Source organism: Chryseobacterium echinoideorum (assembly GCF_007474535.1).
Classification (GTDB): Bacteria; Bacteroidota; Bacteroidia; order Flavobacteriales; family Weeksellaceae; genus Chryseobacterium; species Chryseobacterium echinoideorum.
In genome coordinates this window covers 193,434-213,524 of record NZ_VKNW01000003.1, presented here as the reverse complement: position 1 = coordinate 213,524, position 20,091 = coordinate 193,434, and the positions used below count along the sequence as shown (strand labels likewise).

General features: G+C 36.9%; 11 protein-coding genes and 1 tRNA gene. 10 read left to right on the top strand and 2 right to left on the bottom strand.

Translation table 11 applies throughout. The annotated features are described in order from the left end of the window. Positions 1-9: 9 nt before the first annotated feature. From FOL89_RS04985 to FOL89_RS04955, 7 genes are all read left to right on the top strand, one after another. On the top strand, positions 10-2,022 hold the full coding sequence (locus FOL89_RS04985) for a fumarate reductase/succinate dehydrogenase flavoprotein subunit (protein ID WP_144281748.1): 2,013 nt from the start codon (positions 10-12) through the stop codon (positions 2,020-2,022). 24 nt (positions 2,023-2,046) lie between these two features. Beyond that, a complete protein-coding gene (locus FOL89_RS04980) occupies positions 2,047-2,814 on the top strand; it encodes a succinate dehydrogenase/fumarate reductase iron-sulfur subunit (protein ID WP_144281747.1) in 768 nt (255 codons plus the stop codon). A gap of 156 nt (positions 2,815-2,970) precedes the next feature. Further along, a complete protein-coding gene (locus FOL89_RS04975) occupies positions 2,971-4,551 on the top strand; it encodes a TlpA family protein disulfide reductase (RefSeq protein ID WP_228444861.1) in 1,581 nt (526 codons plus the stop codon). 132 nt (positions 4,552-4,683) lie between these two features. After that, positions 4,684-6,093: a 23S rRNA (uracil(1939)-C(5))-methyltransferase RlmD gene (gene rlmD, locus FOL89_RS04970; RefSeq protein WP_144281746.1), complete on the top strand. Its 1,410-nt coding sequence runs from the start codon at positions 4,684-4,686 to the stop codon at positions 6,091-6,093. Between the two features lie 43 nt (positions 6,094-6,136). Continuing rightward, positions 6,137-8,605, top strand: a complete 2,469-nt coding sequence (locus FOL89_RS04965; protein ID WP_144281745.1) for a zinc-dependent metalloprotease — start codon at positions 6,137-6,139, stop codon at positions 8,603-8,605. A 51-nt stretch (positions 8,606-8,656) separates the two neighbouring features. Further along, positions 8,657-9,127 (top strand): DUF6452 family protein, encoded by a 471-nt coding sequence (locus FOL89_RS04960; RefSeq protein WP_144281744.1) that lies wholly within the window; start codon positions 8,657-8,659, stop codon positions 9,125-9,127. Beyond that, complete coding sequence (locus FOL89_RS04955) at positions 9,093-9,755, top strand: DUF6048 family protein (protein ID WP_144281743.1); 663 nt, start codon at positions 9,093-9,095, stop codon at positions 9,753-9,755. The genes FOL89_RS04960 and FOL89_RS04955 overlap by 35 nt, the downstream gene beginning before the upstream one ends. Before the next feature lie 24 nt (positions 9,756-9,779). On the opposite strand, the gene FOL89_RS04950 is transcribed toward FOL89_RS04955, so the two are convergent. Then, positions 9,780-10,211 carry a hypothetical protein gene (locus FOL89_RS04950; protein ID WP_144281742.1) on the bottom strand — a complete coding sequence of 144 codons (432 nt, stop codon included), beginning with the start codon at positions 10,209-10,211 and terminating at the stop codon, positions 9,780-9,782. Between the two features lie 119 nt (positions 10,212-10,330). Between FOL89_RS04950 and FOL89_RS04945 the strand changes: the two genes are divergently transcribed. The 3 genes from FOL89_RS04945 to FOL89_RS04935 all read left to right on the top strand — a co-directional run bounded on the left by FOL89_RS04945 (position 10,331) and on the right by FOL89_RS04935 (position 18,458). Continuing rightward, positions 10,331-13,288: a reprolysin-like metallopeptidase gene (locus FOL89_RS04945; RefSeq protein ID WP_144281741.1), complete on the top strand. Its 2,958-nt coding sequence runs from the start codon at positions 10,331-10,333 to the stop codon at positions 13,286-13,288. Positions 13,289-13,615: 327 nt separating this feature from the next. Further along, complete coding sequence (locus FOL89_RS04940) at positions 13,616-18,130, top strand: GEVED domain-containing protein (RefSeq protein WP_144281740.1); 4,515 nt, start codon at positions 13,616-13,618, stop codon at positions 18,128-18,130. A gap of 240 nt (positions 18,131-18,370) precedes the next feature. Further along, positions 18,371-18,458: transfer RNA gene (locus FOL89_RS04935), tRNA-Ser, on the top strand. Positions 18,459-19,107: 649 nt separating this feature from the next. Here the strand turns inward: FOL89_RS04935 and FOL89_RS04930 are convergent. Further along, the gene (locus tag FOL89_RS04930; RefSeq protein ID WP_144281739.1) at positions 19,108-20,091 is read right to left on the bottom strand and encodes a DUF6268 family outer membrane beta-barrel protein; all 984 of its coding nucleotides are present in this window, start codon (positions 20,089-20,091) and stop codon (positions 19,108-19,110) included.

The window sequence follows — 20,091 nt, the reverse complement described above, 5'->3', positions numbered from 1 at the left end:
TATACTAATATGAGTAAATTAGATTCAAAAATTCCAGCAGGTCCTCTAAAGGATAAATGGAAAAATCATAAAGACCATATGAACCTCGTTGCACCAAACAACAGAGATAAGATTGATATTATTGTTGTTGGAACAGGTTTGGCAGGTGGTTCTGCCGCAGCTACTTTAGCTGAGCAGGGGTATAACGTAAAAGCATTCTGCTATCAGGATTCTCCAAGAAGAGCGCACTCTATTGCGGCTCAGGGAGGGATCAACGCAGCTAAAAATTATCAGGGAGACGGTGACTCTACCTACAGATTATTCTATGATACCATCAAAGGTGGTGACTATAGAGCGAGAGAGGCCAATGTTTACAGATTGGCTGAAGTTTCTGCAAATATTATCGACCAGTGTGTTGCTCAGGGTGTTCCTTTCGGACGTGAGTATGGAGGTCAGTTAGATAACCGATCATTCGGTGGAGTTCAGGTAAAAAGAACTTTTTACGCAAAAGGACAGACTGGTCAACAGTTATTATTAGGAGCGTATTCTGCAATGAGCCGTCAAATCGGTAAAGGTAGAATCAAAATGTACAACCGTCACGAAATGATGGATCTTGTAATCGTAGATGGGAAAGCAAGAGGTATTATCGCAAGAAACTTGGTGACAGGTGAGATAGAAAGACATTCCGCACACGCAGTTGTTATTGCTTCTGGAGGCTACGGAAACGTATATTTTCTTTCTACGAACGCAATGGGTTCCAATGTTTCTGCAGCCTGGAAAATTCATAAAAAAGGAGCGTATTTCGCAAATCCATGTTATGTACAGATTCACCCGACTTGTATTCCGGTGCACGGCACACAGCAGTCTAAATTAACTTTGATGTCTGAATCACTAAGAAACTCAGGAAGAATCTGGGTTCCTAAAAAGATTGAAGACGCAGTTGCTATCCGTGAAGGAAAACTCAGAGCGGAAAACATTAAAGAAGAAGACAGAGATTATTATTTGGAAAGAAGATATCCTGCATTCGGAAACTTAGTACCCCGAGACGTTGCATCAAGAGCTGCTAAAGAAAGATGTGATGCCGGTTTCGGAATTGAGAATAACGATACTCAGGAAGGGGTTTACCTTGATTTCTCTACCGAAATTATGAAAAAAGGTAAGGAAGCCGCTATCGAAAAACATATTCATAACCCGACAGATCAGCAAATTTATGATTTGGGTAAAAATTGGGTTGAGGAGAAATACGGTAACTTATTCGTAATGTACGAAAAAATTACAGCAGATGATCCTTATAAAACACCGATGAAGATCTATCCTGCAGTTCATTATACCATGGGTGGAGTTTGGGTTGATTATAACTTGCAATCTACCATTCCGGGATGTTTTGTGATTGGTGAAGCAAATTTTTCTGACCACGGAGCCAACAGATTGGGAGCTTCTGCCTTGATGCAGGGACTTGCTGATGGATATTTTGTACTTCCTTATACTATTGCAGACTATCTTTCTGCGGATATCAGAACAGGACAGATTCCGACCAATTCTGCAGATTTTGAAATGTCTGAAAAAGAAATTAAAGAAAAAGTTGATTTCTTCTTAAATAATAAAGGAACACATTCAGTAGATTATTTCCACAAAAAATTAGGAAACATTATGTGGAATAAAGTTGGAATGGGTAGAACTCCGGAAGGCTTGCGTGAAGCGATTAAAGAAATTGAAGAAGTAAGAAATGATTTCTGGAAAAACGTCAATGTTCCTGGTGATAAAGAAGGAATGAATACTGAGCTTGAGAAGGCTTTCAGAGTTGCAGATTTTCTGGAATTAGGACAATTGATGGCGATTGATGCACTGCACAGGAATGAATCTTGTGGTGGTCACTTCCGCGAAGACCACTCAACTCCGGAAGGAGAAGCAGAAAGAGATGACGCCAATTTCAAATATGTAGGAGCTTGGGAATATAAAGGTGGAGACATTAATCACGAAATTCTTCATAAGGAAGATCTGATTTATGAAAACATCGAAGTTAAAACAAGAAGTTACAAATAATCTCCAACCTATAAATATATCATTATGAGTGCAAAAAAAGGATTACATCTTACACTGAAAATTTGGAGACAAAAAAATAATAAATCTAAAGGTCAGTTTGAGACTTATAAAATATCGGATGTTTCTACAGATTCTTCATTTTTGGAGATGTTGGACATGCTTAACGAAAATTTAATCAACGAAGGTAAAGAACCTATCGCTTTTGATCACGATTGTCGTGAGGGAATCTGCGGAATGTGTTCTCTTTACATCAATGGTAGAGCTCACGGTCCGGATACGGGCATTACAACTTGTCAGCTTCATATGAGAATGTTCAAAGATGGAGAAACCATCGTTATTGAACCTTGGAGAAGTGCAGCGTTCCCAGTGATTAAGGACTTAATTGTTGACAGAAGCGCTTTCGACAGGGTAATGGCTGCAGGTGGTTTTATTTCGGTGAATACTTCAGGAAATACCTTGGATGCTAATGCTATTCCGGTTCCGAAAGAAGATGCAGACAAAGCAATGGATGCTGCAGCTTGTATCGGATGCGGAGCTTGTGTGGCTTCGTGCAAAAACGGATCAGCAATGTTATTTGTAGGCGCTAAAGTCTCTCAATATGCCTTATTACCACAAGGTAGAATAGAAGCGAAGAGAAGAGTTCTGAATATGGTGAAAGCTATGGACGAGGAAGGTTTCGGAAACTGTTCAAATACCGGAGCTTGCGAAGTTGAATGTCCTAAAGGAATTTCTTTGGAAAACATCGCAAGAATGAATAGAGAGTATATGTCGGCCTTTGTTGACAGAGGATAAAATTATTTGTCAAAGTTAAAGCTTTGACAAAAGTATATAAAAATCGTCTTCACAAGCTGGAGACGATTTTTTAGTTAAATCTTTCATAAAATCAAACATTGTTTGGTCATTAATATAGTATAAAAACCTATTTTTGCTAAATTATTTAAATTAAAAATGAAATCTAAAATTCAGTTATTCAAAAAAAATATTAATACAATAATGATTAAAAAATATCTTTTGTTGTTTGGCATTGCACTATTTGTAATGTCTTGTTCAAAAAAAGTTGAAGTAAAAGGAAAAATTGCAGGAAGTTCTCCATTAGAAAGGATAGAATTTGTAGAAGCTTCAGGAGTAGCAACTTTACCTCTTATAAATATGAGTCTTGATAAAGACGGCAATTTTGCAGGTGAATTTGAAGCTCCTAAAAACGGGATGTATGTGATGAACTATGCAGGAAAGCAGAATCTTATTTTCCTGAAAGGCGGTCAGAAGGTAAACATTTCCGGTTCTGCAATGACTTTCCCGAATGAGTATGTTGTAACTGGTGATGCTAAAAATGATAATGACTTCTTTCAGGCAAGTCAGAAATTCCTTACCAGTTATGGGCAGACTCTAAATATTCAGGAGCTTATCTCTGGAGATGAGGCAAAGTTTGTAAAAGGAATGCAGAAGATTGAAGCAGATATCAATAAAAATATTGATGAAAATGTAAAAAAATTCAATCCGGGAAAAGAAGTAATAGACTGGAAAAAAACAGATGCGAAAGTAGCAATTCTTAATTTGATGGTAAATTATGAAATGAGTAAAAAGCAGACTTCAGGAAATCCCTCTTTCAAAATGGGAAAAGCGTTTACGGATTATGAGAACAAGCTTCAGGAAAATAAGGATGAGATGATAAAAAAGAGTCCTTTTTACAGACAGTATCTGTTGACAAAAATGAGCAGCGATTTCCAAAAATTTGCAGAATCTAAATCAAAAGGAAAAACAGATATTACTACTTCAGAGTTATTCAGTCAGTTTTTAAAGGATAAAAAAGAGGTTTCACAGACAGAAAAAGACTATTTGCTGGCTTATGTGATCGCTCAGTCTGATATTCATCCGCAAACTCCTGCAAAGACATCGGATAAAATTAAAAAAATTATTGAAGAGGATATTAAAGACTCCTCAATAAAGTCTGATCTTAAAAAAATGCAGTTCACGATCAACGGATTTAAAGTTGGAGACGATGCTCCTGAAGCGTCATTGGCAAAACAAGACGGGAAATCTTATAAACTTAGTGAGAACAAAGGCAAACCTTATATGTTGGTTTTCTATGCATCATGGAATCCTTACATTGCTGAAGGTACAGTTCCTGTGCTAAAGGAAGTAGCAGATTTTTATAAATCAAAAATGAACTTCGTTTATGTGAATCTTGATGATACGAAAGAGCAGTTTGTAAAAACAAGTAATGCAATGCTGAAAGGAATTCCGGGAACCAATGTATATGGAGAAGGAGGTCTGAACTCTGATATTGCTAAGAAGTACGGGATTTACGGTTTTAAACTACCTAACTTTATTATCGTTGATAAAAATGGTAAAATTGCGAGCAGACCATTTGTAAATCTTGGCGATCCTGAATTGGTAACTATTCTGGATAAGCAAACAGGTCTTTCTGCTCCAAAAGTAGAGCCGCAGGCACAGCTTCAGCTTGATCCGTCAGCTTTTCAGCAGGGTCCGGAAACAACAGAAGCTCCAAAAGCCCCTCAGACAAAATAATTATTAAAATGCTATAAACAAAAACCTTGTCTTCGGATAAGGTTTTTTTTATTGTACTTTTGCAGTCAGTTGAAAACTGATTTTTAGTTTAAAATTAATTTATTTAAAGTAGGTTATAACCTGATATCATCAATGAAAAGAAATAAAAAGAACATCATTCTTGAAAATATACAATTAGTTTCTGCAGGCGCAAAAGGAATTGCCATCGGAAGAACGGAAGAAGGTAAAACGGTAATGGTTTCCGGAGCAATTCCTGGAGACATTGTGAATGTAAAAGTAAAAAAAGCAAAATCAAAATATTTTGAAGGAGAAGCTTCGGAAGTTATTCAGCGGTCTCCTTACAGAGTTGAGCCTAAGTGTATCCACTTTGGGACTTGTGGAGGCTGCAAATGGCAGAATATGAGCTATGAAAAACAACTTGATTTCAAACAGGAAGAAGTTTACAATAATATTAAAAGAATTGGCGGAATAGAGAATTTTGAGACTTTACCGATTTTAGGTTCAGAAGAACAATATTTTTACCGCAATAAGATGGAATTTTCATTTTCTAATTCACGCTGGCTTACACAGTACGAAATCAGCTCTGAAGAAAATTTCGGAAACCGTGATGCGCTTGGTTTTCATATTCCCGGAATGTGGAGCAAGATTTTAGATTTAAAAGAATGTTTTCTGCAGGAAGATCCTTCCAACGCCATTCGTTTAGCGGTAAAAGAATACGCTGTTAATGAAGGATTAGATTTTTTTGATGTAAAAAATCAGAAAGGTTTTCTCAGAACTTTGATGATGAGGCAAAACTCAAAAGGAGAATGGATGGTTCTTTTTCAGTTGTACAGAGAAGAAAAAGAAAACAGAGAAAAATTTTTTACTTTTTTGCTTGAGAAGTTTCCGCAGATTAAAACATTAGTTTATGCCATCAACCCGAAACAGAATGACTCCATCTATGACTTAGACATCAATATTTATTTTGGCGAAGGCTTTTTAATGGAAGAAATGGACGGTTTGAAATTCAAAATCGGACCTAAATCTTTTTTTCAGACCAACTACAAACAGGCTTTGGAACTATACAGAAAAACGCTTGAGTTCGCTGATCTTAAAGGGGATGAAGTAGTATATGATCTGTACACAGGAACCGGTACAATTGCGCAATATGTTGCAAAAAATGCCAAACAGGTAATCGGCATCGAATCGGTGCAGGAAGCCATCAATGCGGCAACAGAGCACGCACAGTTAAACGGACTCACTAATACAACATTCTATTGTGGAGATATGAAAGATGTTTTCACCGAAGAGTTTTTGGCAAATCATCCAAAAGCAGATGTTTTGATCACCGATCCGCCAAGAGATGGGATGCATCAGAAAGTAGTAGAGCAGATTTTAAAGCTGGCTCCTGAAAAAATTGTCTATGTAAGCTGTAATTCGGCAACTCAGGCAAGAGATTTGGCACTGATGAAAGAGCAGTATACATTGGTCAAAATTCTTCCGGTAGATATGTTTCCTCAAACGCATCATGTGGAAAATATTGCGTTGCTGATAAAGAAATAATTTAATTAAATTTGACTTTAATTCCAATTCAAAAATTACATATATGACCCAATTCGGCAAAACTATTTTACTTTTTGGTGCTTTATTGTTTTGTCAGCAAAATGTTTTTTCACAAACTAAAGATTCTGCTGCGATAAAAAGCGATACAACTAAAGTAAAAAAAGATGATAAAGACAAAAAGAAAAGTCCTGTAAAACCCTTCAAAGAGATTATTACTGATAAAGCGGTTTCGGATCAGGGAGTTTTTACAGTACACAAAGTAGATGATAAATATTATTTTGAAATCCCTGATGCTATTCTGAAAAAAGAATTTCTGTTGGTAACAAGGCTTACAAAAGCAGCTGCCGGAATGCGTTCCGGTACTTCAGGATATGCAGGAGACCAAATCGGTCAGCAGGTTATAGCATTTGAAAAAGGTCCGAAAGATAAAATCTTGCTGCGTTCAATTTCTTTTGTAGACTATGCTAAAGATTCCACATCAGATATGTACAGCTCAGTAACAAGAAACAATGTACAGTCAATTATAAAATCTTTTGATGTAAAAGCTTACGGAGTCAATAAAAATTCATCGGTAATTGAGGTGACAGATGTATTGAATTCTGATAACGAACTGACTTCTTTCTCTGTTTACACAAAAGACAACTATAGAATTGGTGCTTTTCAAAAAGAGATGTCATTCATTAATTTTGTGAAATCTTTTCCTACAAATGTAGAAATCAACACGACCAAAACTTTTGCCAGAACGGCAGGCAAACCCAATCCTTTAGTTAAAAGTCCGCCTAAAGTAAGCGGAAATTATACCGTAGAGATCAATTCGTCTTTTGTGCTGTTACCAGAAAATAAAATGCAGGCAAGGTATTTTGACCCGAGAGTGGGTTATTTTACGGTTGGTTACACAGATTTTGATTTGGATCCTCAAGGGGTGAAAAAAATTTCCCTGATTAAAAGATGGAGACTGGAGCCAAAACCTCAGGATATTGAAAAATATAATAAAGGTGAATTGGTAGAACCAGCCAAACCTATCATTTTCTATATTGATCCCGCAACTCCTAAAAAATGGATTCCTTATTTGGTGCAGGGAGTGAATGACTGGCAAAAAGCTTTTGAAAAAGCAGGCTTTAAAAATGCTATTTATGCTAAAGTTCCTGATCCTAAAGTTGATAAAGAATGGAGTCTGGAAGATGCAAGATTTTCTGCCATTGTTTATAAACCTTCGGATGTGCCGAATGCTTCCGGACCTTCAATTTCAGATCCAAGATCCGGAGAAATTTTGGAAAGTCATATCAATTGGTATCATAATGTTATGATGCTTTTGAGAAACTGGTATTTTGTGCAGGCATCTCCAAACGATCCAAGAGCCAGAAAAATGGAATTTGACGAAAAACTGATGGGCGAGCTGATTCGTTTTGTTTCTTCACATGAAGTAGGGCATACTTTGGGGTTAAGACATAATTACGGTTCCAGCTCTACAGTTCCGGTTGAAAAACTGAGAGACAAAAAATGGCTGGAAAAAAACGGACATACCCCGTCAATTATGGATTATGCACGATTCAACTATGTGGCGCAACCGGAAGACAACATCGGTGACTCAGGAATTTTCCCGAGAATTGGAGATTACGACGATTGGGCAATTGAATGGGGATATAAAAGATTTCATCAATTTAAAAATCCTGATGCTGAGAAAGAGTTTTTAAACCAGTGGGTGATTAAAAATCTTAAAAATGAAAGATTATGGTTTGGAACTGAAACTAATCCTTTAGATCCGAGATCACAAAGCGAACAGGTGGGAGATAATGCCATGATTGCAAGTACATACGGAATTAAAAACCTGAAAAGAATTGTTGACAATCTGAATGACTGGACAAAAACTCCGAATGAGGATTACGACAATCTGGGAATGATGTACGATCAGGTAACTACACAGTTTAGAAGATATTTAGGTCACGTTTCAAAATATATTGGCGGGCAGATGGAAACACCAAAAACCGTTGAGCAATCTGGAAGTGTGTATGAAGTGGTAGCAAAAAAAGATCAGCAGGAAGCGATGAGATTTTTATCGGAAAATATTTTTGTAACACCCCAATGGTTACTCAAAGATGATATTTTTGAAAAAACAGGTAAAACTCCAGTAAAAACTGTTGAGGAAATTCAAAATGGGGTTTTGGGAAGGATTTTGAATCCTATGGTGCTTCAAAGTCTTTATCAAACATCGGCAGTTGATGCAAAAGCATATTCATTGATTGATTTGTTTTCGGATCTGAATAATTCAATTATCAAAAAAGAGAATCTTGATATTTATGGAAGAAATCTTCAAAGAAACTACATAGAGCATCTTCTGAAATATTCAGATTTAAAGAACATGGATAAGTCTGATATCTCTTCTATTGCAAGAGGGAATTTAAATGCCATTAAGAAAGATCTTTCAGCTAAAATCTCTTCAGGTGATTTGGTTAATCAATATCATTACGAAGATTTGATTTTTAGAATAGAGAAAGCTCTGGATCCAAAGTAGTCAATTGTCGGTTTATTGGGTAAACCAAAGAAAAATTTTGTATTTAAGTTTATGAAATATTTAAAATTTATCATATTGTTTTGTGCTTTTACATCTATGATTTCCTGCGGAGGAGATGATGACATCTGTGAAAGCGGGGAAGGTACGCCTCGAATGAAAATCATGTTTAAGACAGGCGGAAAGATTACCGTTGTAGATTCCATAAAAATCTTTGCAGATCTCGGAACTGCTGTTGTGGATTTTGGATGGAACAGAAATGTGGATTCGGTTTTTGTACCTCTCCGGGTAGATGATTCTCCTTTTACAGATATTTACATAAAAACTTCTGCCAAACAAGACTCATCAAAAATCAGGGTAAATTACACGACCAAATCTATTTATGTTTCTCCGGGGTGTGGTGTTAAAAGAAATTATGAAAATCTGAACTCCGTATTATTATTGCCAAATTCAGTAACTAGTGTTGAGCAGGGACAAAATTTTATTCAAGATGAAGAAAAGACCAATTTATATCTTAATTTTTAGCATTTTAGGTATTTTCAATGCTTTTGGGCAGGAAAAAGATGAAGCTGCAAAAGCAAAATGGAAATATGAACCCAACTTTATGGTCGGGGTGGATGTTCTGAATACAGGAGTTTCTTTTTTCTCAGACAGACAGCTTTTTCAGGGATTTATTTCATCAAAAGTTAAAGATAATTTACACGGTATTATTGAGGCTGGTTTTGAAAAAAATGTTTATCAGAATAATGGTTACGATGCAAAAGCGAACGGACCTTTTATGAAAATCGGAGCATTTTATATGTTGGCTCGTGATCGTGAAAATGATTTTAACGGCTTTTACGGAGGAGGGAAAATTGGAGGATCTTTCTATAATCAGGAATATATGGCGATACCAGTTCGTGGTTTTGGAGGAAATAGTTCATCGGTTTCTATGCCTGCATCTTCCCAGTCTTCTTTCTGGCTTGAAGCCAATTTAGGAGGTAGAGTACAGCTGTTTGAAACCAATTTTTATATTGATGTGAATATGCAGCCACGTTATTTGGTATATACAACCAAACAGGACGAAGTCGTACCTATGATAGTTCCGGGATTTGGAAGAAGCTCATCAAAATTTAATATGGGCTTTGCCTGGAATATTGCCTATAAATTTTAATTAAAAAATAAAAAAGAGCAGTTTTTAATTGCTCTTTTTTGTTTTTATCAGCTTTTTCAATTCAGAGTAGAGATTTTTTAGTTCTGCTGGAGGATTTCCTTCATCAAAAGAGGCAGATTCAAATTCTTTATCTTCCTTACCAATCTGTATGATAGACGCTAAAGCAGCATCAGTAAATCTTTTGGTTGTAGGAGCTTTGTAAGTAGATATTTCTTCCAGATTAATTGTATTGGCAGCTTCTGCTATTTTTTTCCAATCGGCAGAAGATATTTTGTAGAAAGACTTGTTTCCGTTGAGCGAAATTTCTAAATTTTCATTGTTAATGATGAAAACTCTTTGCGTGCCTCTCGTTCTTTCAGACAGGGTAATATTGTCAACCATTTGATGTTTTTTTTGAAGATTGTTTTTGCAGCTTATAGAAGAGAGTGCGATGAATAATGCTAATAATGATTTCATTTTGAAAATTAATATTTTATGTATTGTAAATAACAAAGTAAAGATTTTTTATGAAATTTTAAGATGATGTTCCTTAAAAAAAACTTTATTTTTGGAAACTTTAACGAAATATATCTAAAATGAAAAAAGTAATTACAACTTTATTTTTCAGTATGCTTGGAGTTGGCACTTTTGCGCAATGGACTCCAACTACTGTAAAAAGAGATGTTGAAGGCTCATTTACTTCCGAATCTTATTATAAACTTGATTTGAATAAGATAAGAAATGATCTTAAAAATGCACAGGAAACAGGAACCAATGCAAAAGCTGTGGAAATTTTGGTGCCGACTTTAAAAGGTAAACTTGAAAAATTTGCTGTATATAGTTTTCCGGTAATGGCAAAAGATCTTGCGGATCAATATGAATTAGGATCTTATGTAGGGGTGGGAATTGATGACCCATCTAAGCAGATTAGGTTTTCGGTTGCTCCGAACGATTTTCAGGCAATGGTGATTAAAGACGGAATATATGAATTTATTGATCCTTTAGCTTCAGATAAAACCATTTATGCTGTACATCCAAAAACAAATAACACCCATGGTAAAAGCTTTGTTTGTAGTACAGAAGAGGGGTCTCAAATGGCAGAACAAATTGAAAAGTTAGCAGAAAAGGGTAATTTTTTCAGTAATCAGTCTAACAATTATGCAAAAAGTTCTGATAGAAAATATAGAACAATGAGATTGGCTATCTCTGCAACAAGTTCTTACGTATCTTATACGGGGGGAACTTTGGCAACAGCTTTAGCTCAGATTAACGCAACAATGACCAGAGTAAATGGAGTATTCGAAAAAGATTTTGCGTTGCACCTTAATATTATCAACGCCCCTGGAATTATATTTGTGAACTCTGCTACCGATCCTTATCTTACTTTGCCAGGATCGCTAAACTCAAAAGTTCAGCAGGTTCTTACAACAAATGTAGGGGATGCGAATTATGACATAGGGCATGTGTTTAATGCAGCGGGTAATAATGGTAACGCTGGTTGTGTAGGATGTGTGTGTATCGCTCCTACATCTTCAGCACCTTTGGGTAAAGGTTCCGGATTTACACAAAGTACAGCTCCTTCGGGTGATGCTTTTGATATTGATTATGTAGCCCATGAAATGGGGCATCAATTGGGAGCTAATCATACTTTTTCATATTCTATTGAAGGATCAGGTGTAAATATGGAGCCAGGATCAGGCTCAACAATTATGGGGTATGCAGGTATCACGAATGCTAATGTACAAATGAATTCTGATGCTTATTTTCATGTGGCAAGTATTGTTCAGGTTCAGCAAAATTTAAATGCAAAAAGTTGTGATACAGAAGTTTTAGTGGCAAATAATCCTCCGGTAATTGCTGCGCTGCCAACTTATACAATTCCAAAAGGGACTGCATTTGTTCTTACGGCATCAGCAACCGATCCTGAAAATGATCCTTTAACATATACATGGGAGCAGTTTGATGATGCAGGTGCTATTGTAAATGGTCAGATTACAGGAGGAACAATTACATCTGCTAATTTAGGAAACACTACCTATGGAGCTTCGTTCAGATCACTGATGCCGTCTACAAGTCCTACACGTTATTTTCCTAAACTTTCCTCAGTATTGAATGGAGTTTTGAGTTCTGGTTCACAATGGGAATCTGTTTCTAACGTTGCAAGAACATCACGTTTTGCAGTAACGGTTAGAGATAATAATCCTAATTCAGATCAGCAGCAAACTCAATCTGCTCTTCAGATAATTAATGTCGGTAATAATGGTCCGTTTAAAATTAATACACAGTTTGCCAATATCACTGCGCCAACTCCAATACAGTGGGATGTTGCAGGAACTACTGCAGCTCCCTACAGTGTTGCTAACGTAAAAATTGATTATACGACTGATAATGGAAATACATGGACATTGCTGGCTGCGTCAACTGCAAATGACGGTTCGGAAAATTTTACTTTTCCAGCTTCTATGAATGGACAGGTGATAAAAGTCAGAGTTTCATCAATTGGAAACGTATTTTATGCTATTAAAGCGGTGACTGTTACTCAATTTGGAAATTGCGGATCTGCTCCAACAGGAATTACGACGGCTAATATTACTTCAAGTTCTGCTGATGTTTATTGGGTTCCTGTGGCAGGCGCTTCATCCTATGTAGTAAGATATAAAAAAGTTGCAGATGCATCTTGGCTAATTATCAATACAAATAATAATAGTGTGGTTCTTCCAAATTTATTAGATAATACAGCTTATGAAGTGCAGGTTGCTGCAGTTTGTTCTGGAGTAACCGGATCTTTTTCTTCTTCATCTAATTTTAATACAACGCCGATGGCTACATATTGTCCTGTAAGTTCTGGAAACGCATCGGATGATTATATTTCTAATGTTACCCTAGCGAATGTAAATAATTCTTCAAGTGCAAGTACGTACACAAGCTATGTTGCCAACCCTTCTTTACAGATTAATCTTAATGCAGGTGCTAGTTATACCCTTTCTGTTTCTCGTGCTTATTTGTCAAGCCCAGGAGGACCTTATCCGGCTGCAACTTCAGCTTGGATAGATTTTAACAGAAACGGAGTGTTTGAAGCTTCCGAGAGAATTTTAACTTCTCCCGTTGCAAATGGAACTCCAAATCCTGTTACCATTTCATTTACAGTTCCTGCCAATGCCGTTCAGGGGCTTGGGCTAAGAATGAGAGTGGGAATGCTTTACTCCACTAGCGCAGGAATTTCTCTAATTGATGGCTGCGGTAATTATATAAATAACTTGGGTGAATTTGAGGATTACAATGTGGTAATATCAGCTGGTGCTTTATCTACCAATGAAAATACCACAAAAAATGCTGAGATCAGTATATTCCCTAATCCTGCTACAGATGTATTAAATATTACAAAAGTATCAGATAAAGCTAAGTATGAAATATATAACGCTGTGGGACAATTGGTGAAAGTTGGCGAAATCAAAGGAAATCAGGTAAGAGTAAATGAGCTTGTAAAAGGCACATATATAATTATTATTAAAGACAAAGAAATTTCAGGAAACTTTAAGTTTATCAAGAAGTAATCTTTTTGTTTAATTTCAATTAATCCCCAGAATCATTCTGGGGATTTTTTTATATTAAAAAAGAATATTGAAATTCATGAGATTATAACAAAAAAATAAATAGATATATCTGAATAATTACAAAAAATTATTAGATTTGTATTTAAAATAAAAATTTAATCTGCCTATGAAGGAATTTTACATTATCAACACATTGTCTGTGTTAAAATATAATTATTCTTTAATAAATCTTTTAAATAGTATTTGTGGAGTTAATTATAAATACTTGTAATTTAGTTATTTAAATGATAAAATCAATGAATTTGAATTTAATTTTAATTGTATAATATGAAAAAAATATTACTGATTTGGGGCTTACTTATCGGTTTGTTAGTTCATGCACAGGTAGTTCAGATAACTACTGGGACAGCAGGAACACCAGCCTATAATGCCGGTCCCATTTATCGATCAAGCGCATCTAGTTCTTATGATGCCAGCAGGTATTCTTACCTTTATACTGCGAGTGAACTTGCAGCAGCAGGTATAACCTCTGGAACGATCATTAATGATTTAGGCTGGATAAAGGATAATAATGCTACTACTAACGGCGGAGGAATTTTCAGAATTTATATGAAAAATTCTACTACTGCTACGTATGCAAGTGCTACAGAAACTTGGGCTAACCTTAATACCGGAACAACTCTTGTTTATGAGAATTTAAACCAAACAATCCCCGCAACACAATCCCCTAATTATATTGTTTTTACACTCAACACACCTTTTACATATACAGGTGGTTCCTTAGAGATTTCTGTTGAATGGGATATTAATCAAGTAAGCGGAAATCCTACAACTGGGACTTTTAGTTGGTTGTGGAGTACGGTTCCAAATACTATTTATGGTACTGGTCAAACAAATTTAGCGGGAAGCGGTACTCTGTCATCAACTACTAATTCTATTAGTACAATTGATGATAGAAGACCTTTTTTACAAATTGGATATACACCTGGGACAGCTTGTTCAGGTAGTGTAACTGCAGGTACAGCTTCGTCTACTGCTTCAGCGGTTTGTGCAAATATTCCTTTTAATTTAGTGCTTACCGGCGCAACATCCGGAGGAGGAATAACTTATCAATGGCAGAGATCTCCTGCCGGAGCAGGTACGTTTACGAATATTCCGGGAGCTACAACTTTATCTTATTCTGTAACAAATCATACCGCAGCGAGCGATTATAGATGTGTCGTAACTTGTACCAACGGAGGTAGCACTCAAACTTCTAATATTGTTACTGTTGGTCTAAATACAGGTGCTCAATGTTTAAATTATTGTACTCCTATTTATGTATACAATTGTGGTAGTGGAGATGATTTGAACAGTTTTGTAATTACCGGAGTAGGGGGTTCTACAATCAGTGATCTTAATACCGGTTGTAATGGAGCTTATTACGACAGAACAACTGCATTTACTCCTGTAGATCTTTTGCCGGCTCAATCTTATCCTGTACAGATTAATACAACTTATTCGTCACCTGCTACTGAAAAAGCAAGTATATGGATTGACTTTAATGATAATGGAGTATTTGAGGCTTCTGAGAAACTACTTACGGATCTTCCGTTACAACAAAGTCCTGCTTTTGCAACTGCAAATATTGCTATTCCGTCTACGGCACCTGTTGGTGTTCACAGAATGCGTGTTCGTGTAATATACAATACTTTAAATGTTGACGCTTGCAGCTCTGCAAGTTATGGGGAGACTCATGATTATAACGTGAATATACTTCCTCTTGCTCCATGTACTACTTCTGCTCCTACTGGAGTTACAGTAAGTAACGTAACGCCTACAACTGCGGTTGTATCGTGGGTGCCGTCTATTGGAGCTACTTATGTTGTAAGATATAGAGAATTACCAAGTGGTGCATGGATTACTGCAAACGTTACCACTCCATTGGCAAGTAGCTATACAATTCCAGGTTTGGTTGAAAGTACTCAGTACGAAGTTGAGGTTGCTACCATATGTGGAGGAACGCAAGGTGCTTTCTCTACGGCTGTACCATTTACGACTCCTGCATTAAGTTACTGTACTTCAAATCCTACAAGTACAACTGTTTATGAATACATTTCAAATGTTACAGTTAATCCTACAGGAGGAACTCCTATGGTAAGTAACTCGGCAACTCCGCCTCCTTTTTATTCAGATTATACAACTGACCCTGCAAGACTTATTACATTGTATAGAGGTACAGCTAATAATTCTATATCTGTAACAAAAACATATCCGAACTCGCTTTGGAATGCTTCCGCAAGAGCATGGATTGATTTTAACAGAAATGGTGTTTTTGAAGACAGTGAAAGGATTCTAGATACCCCATCTAACCAGACAGCACTTGTGAACGGTACTTTCTCAGTACCAGGAACTGCAGCGCAGGGTGCTTATATGGGGAATCTTCCGGTTAGAATGAGAGTAATCTTGAGAGAAAGCGGTCTACCTGATCCTTGTGGAACTTTCAGCTATGGAGAAGTTGAGGATTATAATGTTAAATTAGTTGATCTTCTGCCTTGTACAACAGCTGCGCCTACTCCAATTACTGTAACAACTCCAAGCCACAATACGGCAGTAGTTTCCTGGACACCTACTTTAGGAGCCAATTATGTTATCAGATGGAGACTGAGTCCAAACGGACCATGGCTGCCATCTGCAACGGGACAGGCTTTACCAACAGGAACTCCTACCGGTCAGAGTTCTTATACAATTACAGGACTTACCGAGCAGACGGCTTATCAGGTTCAGGTTCAGACGATCTGTAACGGAACAACGGGAGCTTTTAGTCCTTCTGTCAACTTTACGACTACGCCAATATCTTACTGCCCAATGGTAGGAACAGGCACCAATGATTATATTGCTAATGTAACGGTAACGCCTGTTAACTTCCCAGTGGTAAGCAATACGACACTTCAGACCAACTATGCAAGCTATACTACTCCGGTGATTAACCTTGAAATAGGTTCTATCGGAAACCAGATTTCTGTTGGAAAAGGGTGGGACGGCACCACTTACAGTGATGCGGTAACGGCATGGATTGATTATAACAGAGACGGAGTTTTTGCCAATGATGAAAGAATTTTAATTTCAGCAGCAAGCACTACTACTCCTGTAACGGCCAACTTTAATGTTCCCAATACAGCTTATACGGGACCTTACACGACTACCATGCGAGTTGCGCTTCGACGTACGAGTGCTCCGGTTATGTGTACAGGACCTGTTAATGGAGAGGTAGAAGATTATGCGGTAAGACTCAGACCATGTAGCAACGCTACACCCGGAACGCCTACTTTCAATACGATTACGCATACTTCAGCCAATATTGTATGGACACCTGCCACCAATAACCTAAGCTACGTTATTCAGTACAGACCTGTAACAACTCCTGCTTCAGCATGGACTTCAGTGAACGTATCTTCAATCAACGGTATTCCTCCTTATCCGCTGACAGGTTTAACGCCTGCAACGCAGTATGAGGTACAGATCGCAGCTATTTGTAACACTTCAGTAGGAACTTTCACGCCAATCAGAACCTTTACCACGCGTTGTGATCCTACCCCTCCAAATGTAGTGGTGAGCAATGTTACCGCCAACTCGGCAGTGGTAACTTGGAATCCTTTAGTAGGAAGTGCGAATTATATTTTAAGATACAGAGAGGTGGGTACAGGAACCTGGATTACGGTTTCAGCTCCTACATTGCCACAGCCACCATTGAACTCTTACACCATTACAGGTTTAAGTTCATTTGTAACGTATGAAGTACAGGTAGCGAATATCTGCGTTGGAGAAACCACACCAAATAACTTCTCCAATCCACAGGTGTTTACTACGGTAAGATTGTGTGAAGTACCGCCACCGGGACTTACCATTACCCAGCTGAATCCTACCAGTGCAGTTGTAGTTTGGGATGCATTTACAGGACCTGGAGCAACAAACTCTTATATCTTCAGATACAGAAAAGTTGGAATTCCTGGTTGGAATACGATCACGGTAAACACCAATACGTATACCATTACGGGTCTTCTTGAATTGACGAAATACGAGATGCAGGTAGCCAATGTATGTAGTGGTACACCGGGTAATTTTACCCCTCCATACTACTTCACAACACCAACGGTTACTTACTGTCCGATGCAGTCTGCTAATTCAACGACTGAATATATTTCACAAGTTACAGCCAGACCAACGGGCAAACCTGAGATGACTAAAGTTTCTTTGGCATCCACGTATACAAATTATACTAATGATCCTGATGCTTTTATAGAAATGGTTCAGGGTTCAGTAGGTAACCAGATTGTGATCAATAAAACTCAGGCGTCTGATTCCGGTGTAGCCGTTTGGATTGATTTCAACAGAAACGGAGAGTTTGATCTTAATGAAAGAATTCTGGCAGACGGGCCGAACTCTAATCCTACAGCAAGTGCTACATTTACGGTTCCTGCTGATGCGTTTGTGAGCATGACGGACTACAAGTATGTGGTGATGAGAGTGGCAATGTCTAAAGGTTCTATACCGGTAAACTGTACAAGTTTTGCAGACGGTGAGGTAGAAGATTATACCGTAAGAATCTCTAAATTACCTGTAGACAATGCGGTAAACCAGACAGATATTCTTATCTATCCGAACCCTGTAAGCACCGTACTGAATGTTAAGAACATCAGCAAGAAAGCCAATTACAAGATCTACAGTGCTTCAGGTCAGTTAATCTCCAGCGGAATCATCTTAAACAATAAGATCGACGTAAGCAGACTGATCAACGGGCTGTATGTAATAGATATTGACGATGTAAAGGGCACTGCTCAGAAGAAATTCATCAAGGAATAAAATATATTATTCTTCATTTGAATTGAAATATAGAATAAGCTCTCAGATATGAGAGCTTATTTTTTTTAAGAGATGTATTTGTTACTTTGATCATAAATTATAAGTAATTTTGATAAATTATTAAACTGATTTATAGCTTATTATTTAATTAAGTTAAAATTTGAGGATTAAATATTTTGGATATATATAAAAACACTTTATATTTGCACCACTGAAAACAACGATATAATCGAAGTTTAAGGAGAGTTGGCAGAGTGGTCGATTGCGGCAGTCTTGAAAACTGTTGACTGTAACAGGTCCGGGGGTTCGAATCCCTCACTCTCCGCCAGTTGGGAAACCAAAATAAGCTAAAACGCTGTAAACATCAATGTTTACAGCATTTTTTGTTTTAGCTCTGTATCAAAAAAAATCAAAATAGGTCACGATTTATATGACCTATTCCGTGACCCATCCTGAAAATTTGAAAATGGGTCACGAAAAATCAAGGAAACCCCGACCAATAGGTAGTCTAATGATTGTACATCTTGCAAAAAGTGGTAACAAAAAGTAAATTATTAAACCATTAAAGTTATCACACAATGAACAAAATATTCCATCTGTTATTCAAAACACAACTCCCCAATCATTGATTGACATTTCTGTAGAAAATTTAATTATAAAACATTGTCTCATGATTTACCATTCACACTATCGTGGACTGAGTATATACAATTGCTTAAAACCGAAAAGGATGACGAAAGAAACTTTTATGAAATAGAAGTTTCTCAAAACAACTGTAGTGTAAGATAACTGACCATACAATATAATTCTGCAATTGATGAAAGATTAGCACTTAGTAGAAATAAATAAGGCGTAAAACAGTCAACATCAGTTTCATATTTTTGGCTGGGAATATTAATCGTATTAATTCTATTTATTGGTATTTCTGAACTTATCTGTCGTAACAACTATAACTCGAAATTTTAAACATCACATATTTATTGTCCTGCTGTCTTTTTTATAAATGGATCGAAAGACAGACCTAAATTCACATAGAATGCTGTCTGTGGTTTTGCCTGGAAAATATATGAGCCATACGATGCAGATTTCTCGAATATCCGGCTCCTCATCATACTTTTCGCTCCTCCTTTCAATGTTGCAACAAAAGAGTTTCCAAGATAATGTTCATACATAAGTCCCGAATTGATCTCTATTTGTCGGAATTCATATTTTTTTTCTTTATCGTCGATATTGTAAAGATATAAGGAGGTCATGTCAAGCTCGCTACCGATGGAGAGCCTGCTGTTTTCAGTTATTTTTTTTCTAAGGTAAACACTCTTTGGTAAAATTATGTCGGCAACTAAACCTTTACTGAATCTATGTTCATATGTGAATGTCGGAATCACCGGTGTCTGAACGGTAGGATCTATAGCAACCAAAAGTCCCACGGTCATTTTGGTCTTTGCATTGACTTTCAAAATCATCGTTGCGGTTGCGATCCCACGTAGTCTTTCAAAATGCTGCTCACTTCCGTCCAATAAAGCACTCGCCGAATAGATCATCATCCTGCCAAACAATTTTGAAAAATAAGTTAAGCTCAAACTCTCCGAATGATAGTGATAGTCTTCGTTGCTCATGAAATTTAAAGGAGCTATAGAACCGTTCATTTCAGTGCCTGCAGAAATGTAACGGTAATTAAGGTTTGTGCTGAGTACCCATTTCTGTTTTTTGATTAAATTGAGATTAGCACTCATCTTTGCACGATAGAAATCTTTTACTTTTGCTTGCGGTAGTTCCTGATCCCTTAATTTTGAAGAAAAAGCGTAAGGGCTTAACCGGTTATACTCTACATTCAGGACACGTGTAATTGGAAATTTCTCAGCAATATAAGCCATCGTTTTTGTGGATGTGCTATCCTTTACCTGTGAAAAATTGACTGTGTTGATGATAACTGTTGCTAATAAAGTTAGTTTTGCTTTCAA

Bases quoted from the DNA above. Each gene is read 5' to 3' on its own strand.
- FOL89_RS04985 (WP_144281748.1), top strand. From the start codon at position 10: ATGAGTAAATTAGATTCAAAAATTCCAGCAGGTCCTCTAAAGGATAAA.
- FOL89_RS04980 (WP_144281747.1), top strand. From the start codon at position 2,047: ATGAGTGCAAAAAAAGGATTACATCTTACACTGAAAATTTGGAGACAA.
- FOL89_RS04975 (WP_228444861.1), top strand. From the start codon at position 2,971: ATGAAATCTAAAATTCAGTTATTCAAAAAAAATATTAATACAATAATG.
- rlmD (WP_144281746.1), top strand. From the start codon at position 4,684: ATGAAAAGAAATAAAAAGAACATCATTCTTGAAAATATACAATTAGTT.
- FOL89_RS04965 (WP_144281745.1), top strand. From the start codon at position 6,137: ATGACCCAATTCGGCAAAACTATTTTACTTTTTGGTGCTTTATTGTTT.
- FOL89_RS04960 (WP_144281744.1), top strand. From the start codon at position 8,657: ATGAAATATTTAAAATTTATCATATTGTTTTGTGCTTTTACATCTATG.
- FOL89_RS04955 (WP_144281743.1), top strand. From the start codon at position 9,093: ATGAAGAAAAGACCAATTTATATCTTAATTTTTAGCATTTTAGGTATT.
- FOL89_RS04950 (WP_144281742.1), bottom strand. From the start codon at position 10,211: ATGAAATCATTATTAGCATTATTCATCGCACTCTCTTCTATAAGCTGC.
- FOL89_RS04945 (WP_144281741.1), top strand. From the start codon at position 10,331: ATGAAAAAAGTAATTACAACTTTATTTTTCAGTATGCTTGGAGTTGGC.
- FOL89_RS04940 (WP_144281740.1), top strand. From the start codon at position 13,616: ATGAAAAAAATATTACTGATTTGGGGCTTACTTATCGGTTTGTTAGTT.